At 72.3% G+C, this 12,769-nt stretch carries 9 protein-coding genes and 1 pseudogene; 4 read left to right on the top strand and 6 right to left on the bottom strand.

The window, feature by feature from the left end; translation table 11 throughout:
- The first annotated feature begins 111 nt into the window (after positions 1-111).
- Positions 112-894 carry a class I SAM-dependent methyltransferase gene (locus miv_RS05805; protein WP_207181839.1) on the top strand — a complete coding sequence of 261 codons (783 nt, stop codon included), beginning with the start codon at positions 112-114 and terminating at the stop codon, positions 892-894.
- A gap of 19 nt (positions 895-913) precedes the next feature.
- Here miv_RS05805 and miv_RS05800 read toward each other — a convergent pair whose 3' ends face one another.
- Genes miv_RS05800 through miv_RS05785 form a run of 4 tightly spaced genes read right to left on the bottom strand, consistent with a single transcriptional unit; the run spans position 914 to position 6,196 of the window.
- Positions 914-2,449, bottom strand: a complete 1,536-nt coding sequence (locus miv_RS05800; protein ID WP_207181837.1) for a hypothetical protein — start codon at positions 2,447-2,449, stop codon at positions 914-916.
- A complete protein-coding gene (locus miv_RS05795; protein WP_207181835.1) occupies positions 2,446-4,413 on the bottom strand; it encodes an NAD-dependent epimerase/dehydratase family protein in 1,968 nt (655 codons plus the stop codon). Before miv_RS05795 ends, miv_RS05800 begins: the two co-directional genes overlap by 4 nt.
- Positions 4,410-5,306, bottom strand: a complete 897-nt coding sequence (locus miv_RS05790; RefSeq protein WP_207181834.1) for a transketolase family protein — start codon at positions 5,304-5,306, stop codon at positions 4,410-4,412. Before miv_RS05790 ends, miv_RS05795 begins: the two co-directional genes overlap by 4 nt.
- A complete protein-coding gene (locus miv_RS05785; RefSeq protein WP_244276428.1) occupies positions 5,306-6,196 on the bottom strand; it encodes a 1-deoxy-D-xylulose-5-phosphate synthase N-terminal domain-containing protein in 891 nt (296 codons plus the stop codon). The genes miv_RS05790 and miv_RS05785 overlap by 1 nt, the downstream gene beginning before the upstream one ends.
- A 390-nt stretch (positions 6,197-6,586) precedes the next feature.
- Here miv_RS05785 and miv_RS05780 point away from each other — a divergent pair, with 390 nt between their 5' ends.
- Both miv_RS05780 and miv_RS33810 read left to right on the top strand, forming a co-directional pair.
- On the top strand, positions 6,587-7,747 hold the full coding sequence (locus miv_RS05780) for a polysaccharide deacetylase family protein (protein ID WP_207181833.1): 1,161 nt from the start codon (positions 6,587-6,589) through the stop codon (positions 7,745-7,747).
- A 44-nt stretch (positions 7,748-7,791) separates the two neighbouring features.
- On the top strand, positions 7,792-9,081 hold the full coding sequence (locus miv_RS33810) for a L,D-transpeptidase (RefSeq protein WP_342345230.1): 1,290 nt from the start codon (positions 7,792-7,794) through the stop codon (positions 9,079-9,081).
- 106 nt (positions 9,082-9,187) lie between these two features.
- Here the strand turns inward: miv_RS33810 and miv_RS05770 are convergent, their stop codons facing one another.
- Positions 9,188-9,442 carry a PilZ domain-containing protein gene (locus miv_RS05770; RefSeq protein ID WP_207181832.1) on the bottom strand — a complete coding sequence of 85 codons (255 nt, stop codon included), beginning with the start codon at positions 9,440-9,442 and terminating at the stop codon, positions 9,188-9,190.
- A 452-nt stretch (positions 9,443-9,894) separates the two neighbouring features.
- Here miv_RS05770 and miv_RS05765 point away from each other — a divergent pair, with 452 nt between their 5' ends.
- Positions 9,895-10,317: a DUF2852 domain-containing protein gene (locus miv_RS05765; RefSeq protein WP_207181831.1), complete on the top strand. Its 423-nt coding sequence runs from the start codon at positions 9,895-9,897 to the stop codon at positions 10,315-10,317.
- A gap of 694 nt (positions 10,318-11,011) precedes the next feature.
- Here miv_RS05765 and miv_RS05760 read toward each other — a convergent pair.
- Positions 11,012-12,601, bottom strand: a pseudogene (locus miv_RS05760) (baseplate megatron protein TIM-barrel domain-containing protein); the annotation flags it as partial.
- Positions 12,602-12,769 lie beyond the last annotated feature (168 nt).

The following is a 12,769-nucleotide window of genomic DNA, read 5'->3' as shown; positions in this document are numbered from 1 at the left end:
TACCGACGGCACTTCGCTTCATGATCGTCAGCCTGCCGGACTGCGCATCGCCGCGCGTCGGTATGGCGGCTGTGAGCGCATGAGCGCCCTCGGCGATCGGATCGCGACCGGATGAGCACGCACGCCACGCGCCGCAACCTGATCGAGGCGACGGCCGAGCGCTTCAAGCCGCCGGTCTTCCGCCCCCGCCGCTCCCGCTGGGACGCCCTGCTCGCTGCCGGCCGCCGCCTGCTCGATCTCCAGGCCGGGTCCGCCTGGCGCGACCTGCGGGGCGAACTCGCCGCCGCCTCCGGCGACGTGCTCGATGTCGGTTGCGGCGCCCAGGTCTTCCGTCCGCTCCTGCCGCGGACCGCCCGCTATCGCGGCATCGACCGGGCCGACGCCCGCGACCGCTTCGGCTACGCCATTCCCGATACCGAGTATTACGAGGGCGACGACTGGCCGGTCGCCCCATCCTCCGTCGACCTCGTCCTGTGCACGGAGGTCCTGGAGCACGTCGAGGCCCCGGCGCCCTTCGTCGATCGGCTCTTTGCCTGCCTGCGGCCGGGCGGACGCCTCGTCCTCACGGTGCCCTTCGCGGCGCGCTGGCACTTCGTTCCCTACGATTACTGGCGCTACACGCCGTCCTCGCTCGACCGGCTGCTGCGCCGGGCGGGGTTTCGCGAGATCCGCGTCACCGCCCGCGGCAACCCGGTCACCGTCGCCTGCTACAAGGCGATGGCGCTCTGCCTCCTGCCGCTCGGCGATCCCGCCGGGCATCCGGCGCGACGTCTCCTGGGTCTCGCCCTGCTGCCGGTCCTCGGCCTGCTCGGTCTGATCGGCACCCTGTCCCTGCGCGGCGACTGGGGCGAGGATTGCCTCGGCTATACCGTGACGGCCCGCCGGCCGGGCTGACGGCCCGCCGACGAGGGCCTCAGAAGATCGTCCCGGCATGCTCCTGGTGGGCCGGGTGGTCGGGCCAGCACATGGCCTGCGGCACGCGCCGCACCAGGGCTTCGGGCCTGGCGAGCACGCGGTCGGCGGGCTGCCCCCGCAGGGCGTCGATCCGGGCGACGTAGTGGAAGAGCGGGCCGTCGTTCGGCGGCGTCCGGGCGGCGGCGAGCAGCGAGCAGGAACTGACCGCGAAAGCCGGCACGCGGAGAGCCCGGATCACCTCGTAGACGGGCGTGACGGCGCCGAAACCGAGGATCGCCACCGCGATGATCCGGCGGGGGCCGTGCAGGTCCGGGACCGCCGCCCCGACCCGGAGCGCCAGGAGGGCGAGCGCCGGGATCGAGGCGCGCATGACGAAATCCGCCCCTCCGAGCCGGTAGAGCGGCACGGCGAGCAGCAGACCGGCGACGAGGCCGGTCTCCCGCCGCGTCCAGCGGTCGCCCGCGGACGGCGAAAGCCGGAGGATCAGCAGGAAGGGCAGAAGTTCGAGAGCGATCAGCAGGACGTAGCGGCCGGCGAAGGTGCCGGTCAGCGCCTGCAATCCGTGCGGCACGCGCGTGGCGTCGGCGCCGAGATAGAGCGCCACCGGCACGAGGCCGAGGCCCGCGCAGGCGAGGGCCGTCAGGCCCGCGAGGGTGAGCCGCCGCGCGGAGAGATCCGCGACCAGTGCCGCGGCGAGGAAGGGCAGGGCGCCCATCATGCTGAGCGGCGACCAGAACACGCAGAGGCCGAACACCACCGCGAGCGAGGTCGCCCGCAAGGCGCAGGAGCGCCACAGGCCGTAGGCGCCGACGAAGACCCAGCCGGAGGCCGCATGGTTCGGCACCCAGAAGAGCTGCGTGACGTGGGAGGAGAATTGCAGGGTGCCGAGCCACTGCTCGAGATGACGGCCGGGGATCAGCGGATCGTCGACGATCATGCTGCCGACGATGTCCCAGCCGCTGAAGACCACGAAGACCGCCAGCAGGGCGAGGCCGCGCCGGCGCGAGGGCGCGAGGCGGGCAAAGCCGTAGAACAGGCAACCGAACAGGATCGTGTCCTGGGCCAGCAGCGCGGCATGGGCCCCGGCGAGGCCGACGAGTTTCCCGATCGCCGCCGGCAGCAGGTAGAGGCCGAGCGGCGCGCGCAGCATCGTCGCGTCGCCGGCATAGAGGTAGCCGACCGGCCAGGGCTCGGCGACGAGGTCGTGCAGCACCGCGTCGCGGATCAGCCAGTCGTCGTTGGCGAAGAACAGGTGCGCCTGACCGCCCAGGAGGCAGAGGACGAGGGCGGTCGCGAGACAGACCAGCAGGAGCGGACCGTCGAGCGGCGCCCGCATCCGGCCGAGGTCGCGCAGCACGAGGGCGAGCGCCGCCGCGACGCAGGCGCAGGCGCCCACGGCCAGCGGCCGGTTCGCCAGGTGGGTCGCCAGGAACAGGAGGTTCGGCGCCGCGGCGAGCATCACCACTGCCGCGAAGGGCAAGTGGCCGAGCCCGCGACGGGGCATGTCGTCCGGCCGGGAGGCGTCCGGCGTCACGGCCGGGTCCCGCCCTCGGGCGGCAGGTCGGTCGCGGCGCCGTTGCGGATCAGTGCCGCCCGGATGAGGCGCGGCCGCGCCTTCACCTCCTCCATGATCTTGGCGACGTACTCGCCGACGAGCCCGATCCCGAACAGGTTGAGGGCGCCGAAGAACAGGATGGCCAGCTGGGTCGAGACCGCGCCGCGCGGGGCGATGCCGGGAACGGCGAGGTGCAGCACCACCATGGCGAGGCCGAGGAGCGCGGAGAGGCCGAGGAGCGCGGTCCCGGTGGCGGTGAGCAGCTTCAGCGGGGTGTTGCTGAACGAGAAGATCCCGCGCTTGGCCCATTCGAGGTTGGAGAGCAGGTTGTTCGTGCTCGATCCGAACATCCGCTTGGGGCGCACGTAGTCGACGCCGGTCTGGCGGAAGCCGACATAGGCGCGCAGGCCCCGCATGAACAGGTCGCGCTCGGGGCAGTTGAGCAGCCAGCCGACGACGCGCCGGTCCATCAGCGAGAAGTCGCCGGCATCGTGGGGGATGCGCACGTAGCTGAAGGCGGCGAAGACCCGGTAGAACGCCTTGTAGAGCAGGCCCCAGATCACCGGCATGTCGCGCTTGACGCGCCGGCCGTAGACCACATCGTGGCCTTCGAGCCAGGCGGCGTGGAACTGCTCGATCAGCTCGGGCGGGTCCTGGAGGTCGCCGTCGAGGAGCACGCAGGCCTGGGCGGTCGCCAGCTCCATGCCGCTGCGGAACGCCATCTGCGAGCCGAAGTTGCGCGAATGCGTGATGCCGAGCACGTGCGGGTCCGTGGCCGACAAGGCGCGGATGCGCTCGCCGCACCCGTCCGGGCTCGCGTCGTTGACGAAGATGATCTCGTAGTCGACGTCGATCTTGCGAAACACCGCCGTGAGGCGGGCATGCATGATCGGCACCGCCTCCTCGTCCTTGTAGCAGGCGATGATCGCCGCGATGCTGCGCCGGCGCGTCGCCCCGGCCTTGGTGAGGCCGGTGAGGTCCGCTCCCGCCTCGCGCATCCAGGCGGCGGTGCGGGCGAGCCCCTGCGCCAGCGGCGTGCCGGCGCGCCAGCCGAGCAGGCGCTCGGCCTTCTCGGGGTTCGCCTGCCAGCGCGCCATGTCCCAGGCCCGGGGCGCCATCGCGCCGAAAAGCGGGGCGTCCGCGATCCCCAAGACCTCGCGGGCCGTGCCGGCGAGGTCGCGGATCGTGGTCTCGATCCCGGTGCCGATATTGATCGATTCGCCGTAGAGGTCGGGCGACATCTTGGCGGCCGCGCGCACGAAGGCCTCGCACACGTCCTCGACGTAGACGAAGTCGCGGGCGATGGTCGGGTCGACGAGATCCGGGTAGCCCCCGGCGATTCCCCGCGAGACCACGGCCGGGATCAGCCGGTTGGCATCCTCGTAGGGGCCGTAGACCGAGTAGAGCCGCAGGTTGGCCACCGGCCAGCGCCGCGTCTTGCCGGCATAGGCGAGGTACTGGGCGGCCGCCGCCTTCGACACCGCGTAGGCGCTGTTGGGGACAAGCGCCGCGTCCTCCGGGGGGGCGGCGGAGTTCAGCCCGTACTCGGAGGAGGAGCCGGCATGGATGTAGGCGGCGAGCCGCCCGCTTTGCGCGAACCGCTCCACCCGGTCGACCAGGGCGGTGAAGTTGGTGGCGTAGGTCAGGTCGGCGTCGGTCTCGAACGAGTAGGCGCCGTAGGCGATGCAGTCGAACACCGTTGCCGGATGGATCGCCTCGGCGAAGCTGGCGAGCGCCGCCCGGTCGGTGACGTCGACGGCGACGAGGTGCCTCGGGTCGATGCCGCGCAGGCGGGGCGCCGGCAGGGTGCGGGCGACCGCGTAGACGTCGCGCCGCCGCGCCAGGATGTGGCGGAAGAGGTTGCAGCCGACGAAGCCGCCCGCGCCCAGCACGGCGATGGGGCCCTTCAGGCTGTCGATCCAGTCGGTGGTGGTCGGGGTCATGCGAGAAGCCCGCGGAGCGCCTCGGCGTCGAGGCCGCTCTCGCGCCGATGGAAACCTTGCGAGCCATAGGTGCCGGACGGGTAGCCGGCCGCCGTCACGGTGCGGAATCCCGTGAGCGCCGCGGCGCTGGTCAGGCACCAGGCGGCGAGCGCCTGGCCGAGGCCGCCCTGCGCGACGTGCTCCTCGACGACGCAGAGCGTGCGGCCGGCGAGCGCGTCCGCGAAGGCCTGCGGCGGGGGGCTGAGGGCGAGCGGCAGCTCGCTCACCGCCCAGACCTCCGGTCCCGCCTCGCCGTCCTGCGCGAAGGCCCCCCAGGCGATCCCCGCCATCGGTCCGACCGCGACCACGACGGGGCCGCGGCCGGAGCGCAGGCGGCGCCACGGGGCGTAGGCCGGGGCGGCGCATCCCGCCGGCAACTCGCCGCGGCCGAGCCGGACATAGACCGGGCCGGGCGAGGCGCCGGCCGCCGCGACGACGTCGCCGACGTCGGAATCGAAGGCCGGGACCAGGATGCGCAAGCCGGGCAGCGTCGAGAGGATACCGTAATCCTCGAGCGCATGGTGGGTCGGGCCCATCACCCCGTAGCCGTAGCCGCCGCCATTGGCGAGCATCCGGACCGGCAGGCGGTGGAGGCAGACGTCGTTGCGGATCTGCTCGAAGGCGCGGGCATAGCAGAACGGCGCGATCGTGTAGGTCCAGGGCTCCAACCCCTCGCTCGCCAGCGCCGCCGCCACCCCGATCATGTTCTGCTCGGCGATCCCGGCATTGAGGAAGCGTTCGCCGAGCGCGTCGCGCAGGGGTTCGAGGGCCCCGAATCCGAGGTCGCCGGTGAGGAAGACCAGTTCCGGCCTCGCCGCCCGGGCGACGAGGGCCTGGCACAATTCCCGTCGCATCAGGCATTCTCCCCGGGGCCGGCCTCGTCCCCGGTCGTCCCGGGGGTGCCGAGAATCGCCGCGAGGTACTGCGCCTCGGTGAGGGGCAGGTAGTGGCTGTCGAGGCGGCCCTCGATCGCCGGCACGCCACGGCCCTTCACGGTGTGCAGGACGACGACCACCGGCCGGTCGATGCCGGGCGCCAGCGCCCGGCGCATCGCCGCGAGGTCGTGCCCGTCCGCCTCGCGGATCTCGACGTCGAAGCCCGCGAGCGCCCGGCCGATCGGGTCGAGCGAGGCGACCTCGCCCGTCGTGCCGAAGCCCTGGAGCCGGTTGTGGTCGATCAGGATCGTCAGGTTGGCGAGCCGCTGGTGGGCCGAGAAAATCATCGCCTCGAAGGTCGAGCCCTCCTGCCATTCGCCGTCGGAGGTCAGGCAGAAGACCCGCCCCGCCCGGCGCTGCAGCCGGGCCGCGAGGGCGAGCCCGGCGGCGAGCGAGAGGCCGTGCCCGAGGCTGCCGGTGCCGAAGCGGCTTCCCGGCAGGCCGCGGGCCGGGGGGTGCCCGGGCAGCCGGGTGCCGTCGCCGTGGAAGGTGTCCAGCTCGGCATCCGCGATCAGCCCGCGGCTCCACAGGGTGACGTAGAGCGCACCCGCCGCGTGGCCCTTCGAGAGGACGAAGCGGTCCGCCTCGCCCAACATCTCGTGATGGACGAGCATCATCGCGTCGAGCGCCGACAGGTTGCCGCCGAGATGCCCGACCTCGGCGTTCCGGTGCATGGCGAGCAGCCGCCAGCGCGCCAGCGTCAGGAGGCCCGGCGCCAGCAGACCGGGCTGCGGCGCGGGAGGCGCCGCCGTTGCGACGGCCCCGGGCGGCCGGCTCTCCGCCCGAAGGGTCTGTCCGTGCCGTGCCATCCGCCCCGATCCCGCTGCTCCCCGGATGACGGAACGACGGCCATGGTTAGCGTCCCGTTAAGCGGCCCGCTCGGGGCCGGCGGGTCGGGCGCGATGCGGGGTTTCACAGTGCGCGTCGCCGATAACGCCGCGGGAGATCGGCCGGGTTCTCGACGGCCGGTCCCGACGTCGATCCCTCGGCCTCGCCTGTCGTCGCCTGATGGCCGGGAAGTGACCGATCCATGAATCCGGGTCCTTCCGCCGGATGTTCGACATCGGAACGGCGACGGGGGCGGTTCTTGCTGCCTTCGTCCCGGATGGACGACGGCGGATCGCCGGAGCGTTTACCCGCGGCTCAGCTTTCCCCGAGATAATGCGCGGAACGGCCGGCGTCGGTGGCGGGGTTTGTTCGTGCGTTGCTTCAAGCTCCCGCTGTCGCCCGGTGTCCTCGCGGGCGCCGTCGCCGGTCTTCTCGCCGCCTCGCCGGTCCTGGCGACGCCGGAATGCCGGGACGATGCGCTGGGCACCGCCCGCACCCTCGAAGTGCCGTTCGCGCAGGGCCCGGTGGGCCGGGCGAGCTACGGCCGCACCCTGCCGCTCGCGCGCGGCGAGGTGGTGCTGACCTTCGACGACGGCCCGCTGCCCCGGCGCACCCACGCGGTGCTCGACGCCCTGCGGGCCGAATGCGTGAAGGCGACGTTCTTCGTCATCGGCAGCATGGTGGCGCAGTTCCCCGACACCCTGAGGCGGACCGCCGCCGAGGGGCACACCGTCGCGACCCATACCTGGTCGCACCGCTACCTCGACCGGGTGCGCAGCCAGGCGGTGCGGCGGGACCAGATCAACGGCGGGCTGGCGGCCGCCCGCACGGTGCTGGCCGGCGACGAGGCGGCGCTCTCGCCGTTCTTCCGCTTCCCCGGGCTCGGACACAGCCCCGCCCTCGACCGCTACGCCGCCGCCCAGCGCCTGGTGCCGTTCAGCATCGACGTCGACGGCGACGACTGGAAGCGCATCGCCCCGGCGGCGGTGATGGAGCGGGTGCTCCGGCGCCTCGACGCGGCGGGGCGGGGAATCATCCTGCTCCACGACATCCAGCCCCGCACCGTCGCGATCCTGCCCGAGCTGCTGCGCGCCTTGAAGACCCGGGGCTACCGGGTCGTCCATGTCGTGCCGGCGCAGGCCGACACCCAGGCGGCGCTCGCGGTCCTCGACGCCCCGCGGGCGCGGCCGATCCGCCTCGCCCTCGACCGCCTCGGCACCCGCATGGCGGCCCGGCCGCCGGCCGGCGAGCGCCAGCGCGTCGCCGAGGAGGCGCCGCTCCTCCTGCGGGCGGGGCTGTTCGAGGAAGAGCCGGCACCCCCGCCCCCCGCCCCGGCCCCCCGGAACCAGAGCCGGAGCGACGGCGAGGTGCGCCTCGCGCTCGTCGCCGACGCTCCCGGCCCGGCCCGGCCCGCCGCCTCCGCCGGCCCCGCCCCCCGGGCCGGCTGGAGCGGCTTCGTGGTGGTCGGCGTCGCCCCGGCCGCGAACGGCTTCCGGTCGGTCGCCGCCGCGGACGCTCCTCGCACGCGATGATCCCCGCCTCGCCGACGCCGCCTCCCGCTCCGAAAGCCTCCCCGATGCGACGCCTCGCCCGGCACCTGCCCGTGCTCCTGCCCGTGCTCCTGCCCGCGCTTCTCCTCTGCGGCGGCGCCCACGCGATGAAGCCCGACGAGTCGCCGGCGGGCTGGTGGGCGCCGACCCTGCGCGACTGCGCCGACCCGGCGAGCCCCCGGGCCTTCGAGATCCGCCTGAAGCCGCAGGCGGAGGCGCGGCTGCAGGCGCACGACCTCGATTGCCGGATCGACAAGGTCTCCGACACCGCGATCGGCTACCGCCTCCATATGCGCTGCTTCCGCTCGCCCGAGGACCGCCGCGCCGGCACCAACGCCGAGCCCCGGCAGATCGTCGTCGACGCGATCGGCCCGGTGACGATGCGGGCGGATGGTCGACGCGTCTATCGCTGCCGCTCCCGCCCCGCCGCAGCCATCGGGGTGACCGACCGCGTTACAGCCGATGCCGCCCCGGCTTCACCGGCCGGGATGCCGGAGCAGGCTCGACCGCCCCAGGCGGCCCAGACCTCGCCGGCGGCCCAGACTCCTCAGGCGGTGCAAGCCCCGCAGGCGGTGCAAGCCCCGCAGGCGGTGCAAGCCCCGCAGGCGGTGCAAGCCCCGCAGGCGGTGCAAGCCCCTCCGCCCATGCCAGCCCCGCAGGCGAGCGTCGCGACGGTACCGGCCTTGCCGCTGCCCGACGCGCCGATCCGCCTGGTCTCGCTGACGCCCGACGCGCCGACCGGCCCGGTCGCGGCCCCGGCGGCGCCCCCGCCGGCTCCCATCCGGGTCGCCGCGCTTCCCCCCGAGCCGCTGCCGCCCGCGCCGCGTCTCGTGCCCCCGGCCGCTCCCGCGCCCGTCGCCCCGATCGCATTGCCGTCGGTGCGGCGCGGCAAGGTGATCGGCTTTCCCGGCGTCCAGGCGCCCGGGACCATCGTGGTCGATACCGCGGCCCGCTTTCTCTACCTGGTACGCGGCGACGGCACGGCGATCCGCTACCGCGTCGCGGTCGGGCGCCCGGGCACGACCTGGAAGGGCGTCGAGACGGTCACCGCCAAGCAGGAATGGCCGCAATGGACCCCGACGCCGGAGATGCGGCGCAGCCGCCCCGGCCTGCCCCGTCACGTCGCCGGTGGCCCGCGCAACCCGCTCGGCGCCCGGGCGCTCTATCTCGGCTCCACGCTCTACCGCATCCACGGCACCACCAACCCGCACTCGATCGGCCGCGCCGCCTCCGCGGGCTGCTTTCGCATGCTGAACGAGGACGTGATCGAACTCTATCGCTTCGTCCCCGTGGGCACGAAGGTGCAGGTGATCTGAGAGGCAGCGGATCTGAAGGGGCCGGTGCAGCGCTCCTCGCGCGTCGAGGACCGGGGGGCTCCACCGCGGTGCGCCGCCGGGCCGTCCTCGATCCCTCAGACGCGGCTCAGACCGGCATCTCGAACGCTACGGTGATCCGCCCTCGCCGACGGTCCACGACGCGGCAGCGCCGCATCACGAACTCTCCTGCGATGGCGAGCGTGATCGTCTCCGGCACCGCACCGCCGTCCGGAACGGCCAGGGTGGCGCCGGCCGCCGACATGTTCAAAATCCGACAATCAAGGGCCGGTGAGCCCGAGTCCGCAAAGATCTCGCCGCGCGTTCCCGCAGGCCCGGACGGCTGTGCGGACAATAGGTTCATGCGCCGACCTCGAGGTTTTTCCGTAAACAACTGTCGAATGAAATACCGGTGATTTTCGAGAGGCAATCGGTCGGAGGTTCTAGTCACAAGGAACTAGGGCGTGGGGTGCAGGGCGGCGGCGATGAATCCGGTATGCCGCCGTGCCCCGCCTCCTGCGATGGGGCGGCCGCGAAACGTCCCTGCCCGGCCGGGGCTCGACCTCCGTCCTTGGCGCCGGGACCCCGCTCGACGCGTGAGATGGCCTGTTGGCTTCCGCCGGTCGCAGGGGCGCCCCTGAGACTCCGTGGCTTGTCCATGGGTCCCATCGTCGGTTCCCCCTGCGGCCAACCGGCGACACGGCCATCGCTGGAAAGCTGAACCCATTCTGAACGGGGTGGTTCAGGCTGCATCGGGGGCACGGTGGCATGCTCCGGGCTCCATCACCGGCGCCGATATGCGCGAGGAGCCTTCCCATGCCCATCATGCCCTTCATCCATGACGCCCTCTACATCGGCGGCTTTGCCGGCCTCGTCCTCGTCGCGCGCCAGGCGCTCGGGCGGTACGATCTCAAGCTGTCCGGCCTCTCCGGCTTCCAGCGTCTACGCCGGCCTTTCGAGCGTGGCGCCGTGCTCCGCGACCGGCCTTGGTTCACGTCGGCACGCACCAGCGGCAACACGGCCTTCGATGCGTGGCGCGATGGCGAGATCAGCCGTATCGAGGCGCAACGCCACGCTCTCGAAACCCGTCGCCAGGAGTTCGACAGCTTCATCGACACGCTGAAGCGCGCCGAGGATCGTGCCACCTTCGAGCGCTTCATGGCGGAGCATCCCAATGGCCCGGGGACGGTGAGCGACATCGCCGGAACGACCGGGCACCAGGATCGCCGACCCGGCTAGCTCGCCCGCATCCCATCGAAGAGGCCGGGGTATTCCGACACACCTGCCTCCAGGGCTCCGGCCGCGAGACATGCCGCTCCCAAGCGGGATCGGTATCGTCCCGGCCTGCAACGCAGTCCTTCCGGATTGCCGAGGTTCAGCCCTAGAGCGCTTCACGATCGCGTTGCCATCGCGAAGCTCTCTAAGTCTTTGTTTTGCCGCATTTTCTTCGACGAACCGGCATCCACTTCGTCGGAAAATGCTCTAGCGGCGGCTGTTGGATCGGCTGCGGCGCACGCGGCGGAGGGAGGGCACGCGTCTCGTGCGTGATACGCCGCGGGTGCCCTGCCCCTCAGCACTTGCGAGCGTCGAAACCGGCTCTCACAGCCTGCCGCATCTCGCGGCGGACGCTTCGGGGAACATCCCCAGGAGCGTAAACACTCAATCTCTGAAAAGATGGGATAGTTCAGACCAGCAAAGTACTGGCGGAGAGAGGCCGTCGTGCCGACCTCTCACACGAGTTAAGCCGTTGAAAAACAACGAATGGCGATGGCCGGAACGGCGTCAATGTTACGCTGTTTGTTATTCCGTTCTCAACGGGGGTTCGGCGGGCAAGGTCCGGGGTGAGGAGCTTGCGCATGGATGTGCCTCTCGACAGGAGGCGCCGGATGCCGCCGGCGCTCGGATCTCAGGCGGCCCGGGCGCGCCCGCAGGTCGGACAGGCAGGAGCGCTCGCGGGCGCGGCGTGGAGCGCGAGCGCCGCGGCCCGCACCTCCTCGACCCGCCGGCCCCAGCCCCGGCCGAACCGCGGCCAGGTCGACAGGGCCCGCGGGAAGGCCAGCCGCCCGTCGCACAGGGCGTTCACCAGCCCCGGCACGTCCCGGCCGGCGAGCGCCGCCAGCGTCACCGGCCCGAGCCGCCCGTCGTCGGCGATGCTCAAGGCCCGTTGCAGCCCGATCACCGCCCGCGTGGGCCCGCTGTTCACCGCGAAGTCGAACAGCGCGTAATCCAGACCCGCCGGCGCCTCCACGGATACCGACTGGTAGCCGCGATGCGGATCGATGTAGGTGAGCGCCACCACCCCCGGCAAAGCCGTCTCTTCGCCCCGGGTGCGCCGGTAGTCCCCGCCGGTGCTGCCCCGCGCCACCAGGTCGTCGGCGGTGAGCTGCATGGCCGGCGCTCGCGCCAGCGGGGCGAAGACCAGCCGCCCGGCCGACTCCGCCGCGTCGAAGAAGAAGCACGCCCGCAGCGGGTCGAGGGAGGCCCGCGGCGTCTGCACCTCCGCGATGGCGTAGCCCTCCACCAGGCCATGGAGCCCGCCGACATCGATCGGCACCCCGAGCCCGCCGCACAGCTCGGCCACCACGTCGGCGATCGGCGTGAGCCCGAGCCGGCCGTTGATCCAATGGCCGAGCCGGTAGTTCGGCCCGTCGCTCCACACGGCGGCCTGACGCGGGAAGTCCGGGTAGGGCCGGGCGTCCCACGTCCAGACGAACAGCCGCTCGGGATCGACCATCCGTCCGCCATAGACCGACGAGACCGGGTTGCCGCTCGCGCCCTGCCAATACGCCAAGGTGGCTTCGAGGTAGGCCCGTTGCGCGGCGAGGTCGCGCCGGCCGTTCGAGTAGTACGGCAGGAACGACTCGGACGACTTCGGATCGACGAAGACGTTGGGCTGGTTCATGCCCTTGTCGACCGCCGGGCAGCCTACTTCGATGAAGCGCACCGGCTTGCCCTGCGGCACCCACGCGGTCGCCTGCGCCTGGCGCACCCCGCCCGGCCGGTGGCGGTGCGGGTTCGCCCACCAGCCCCGCAGGTCCTTGAGGCGGAACACCCAGTGCTCGCCATGGGCCGTATCGGCGATCGGCGCCCGGGCCTGAGCGTCCCCGGCGGCGGGCGTCGGATAGTACCAGTCGAACAGCTCGCCGGCCGCGACGTTGCTGGTGAGGTATCCCGGATCGTAGGGCGAGGGCACCCCCGATGTGAACGTGCCGCCCTTGGCGTCGAGATGGTCGAAGCCGTCGCGCCAATCGGCGAGCGGCATGTAATTGTCGATCCCGACGAAATCGATATTGGCATTCGACCACAAAGGGTCGAGGTGGAAATACACATCGCCCGAGCCGTCCGCCGGGCGATGACTGGCGTATTCCGTCCAGTCGGCCGAATAGCCGATCTTCGTCGCGCTCCCCAGGATCGACCGGGCGTCGGCTGCCAGGCCGATGAGCTGCGCCACCGCCGGGAAGGTCGCGGCGTCCGACCTCACGGTGGTGAGCCCGATCATCTCGGACCCGATCAGGAAGGTATCGTCGAACTCGTTGACCCACTCGATCTCCTTGGTGGTGATCATCGCCACGAAGTCGGGGGTGGTGTCGGTGGCGGAGTCCTTGAGCAGGACGCGCAGGTCCTTGCCGCCGAAGGGGACGGTCTGGGTCATCGGGTTCGCTCCGGTGAAGGGGGGATCTCGGCCGACGCG

Source organism: Methylobacterium indicum, from assembly GCF_017347565.1.
Classification (GTDB): domain Bacteria; phylum Pseudomonadota; class Alphaproteobacteria; order Rhizobiales; family Beijerinckiaceae; genus Methylobacterium; species Methylobacterium indicum.
This window is presented reverse-complemented; position numbering and strand designations above follow the sequence as displayed.

What these genes read in the sequence shown, in the direction of transcription:
- miv_RS05795 (WP_207181835.1), bottom strand. Translation starts at nt 4,413, where the DNA reads ATGACCCCGACCACCACCGACTGGATCGACAGCCTGAAGGGCCCCATC.
- miv_RS05790 (WP_207181834.1), bottom strand. Translation starts at nt 5,306, where the DNA reads ATGCGACGGGAATTGTGCCAGGCCCTCGTCGCCCGGGCGGCGAGGCCG.
- miv_RS05785 (WP_244276428.1), bottom strand. Translation starts at nt 6,196, where the DNA reads ATGGCACGGCACGGACAGACCCTTCGGGCGGAGAGCCGGCCGCCCGGG.
- miv_RS05770 (WP_207181832.1), bottom strand. Translation starts at nt 9,442, where the DNA reads ATGAACCTATTGTCCGCACAGCCGTCCGGGCCTGCGGGAACGCGCGGC.
- miv_RS05765 (WP_207181831.1), top strand. Translation starts at nt 9,895, where the DNA reads ATGCCCATCATGCCCTTCATCCATGACGCCCTCTACATCGGCGGCTTT.
- miv_RS33810 (WP_342345230.1), top strand. Translation starts at nt 7,792, where the DNA reads ATGCGACGCCTCGCCCGGCACCTGCCCGTGCTCCTGCCCGTGCTCCTG.
- miv_RS05805 (WP_207181839.1), top strand. Translation starts at nt 112, where the DNA reads ATGAGCACGCACGCCACGCGCCGCAACCTGATCGAGGCGACGGCCGAG.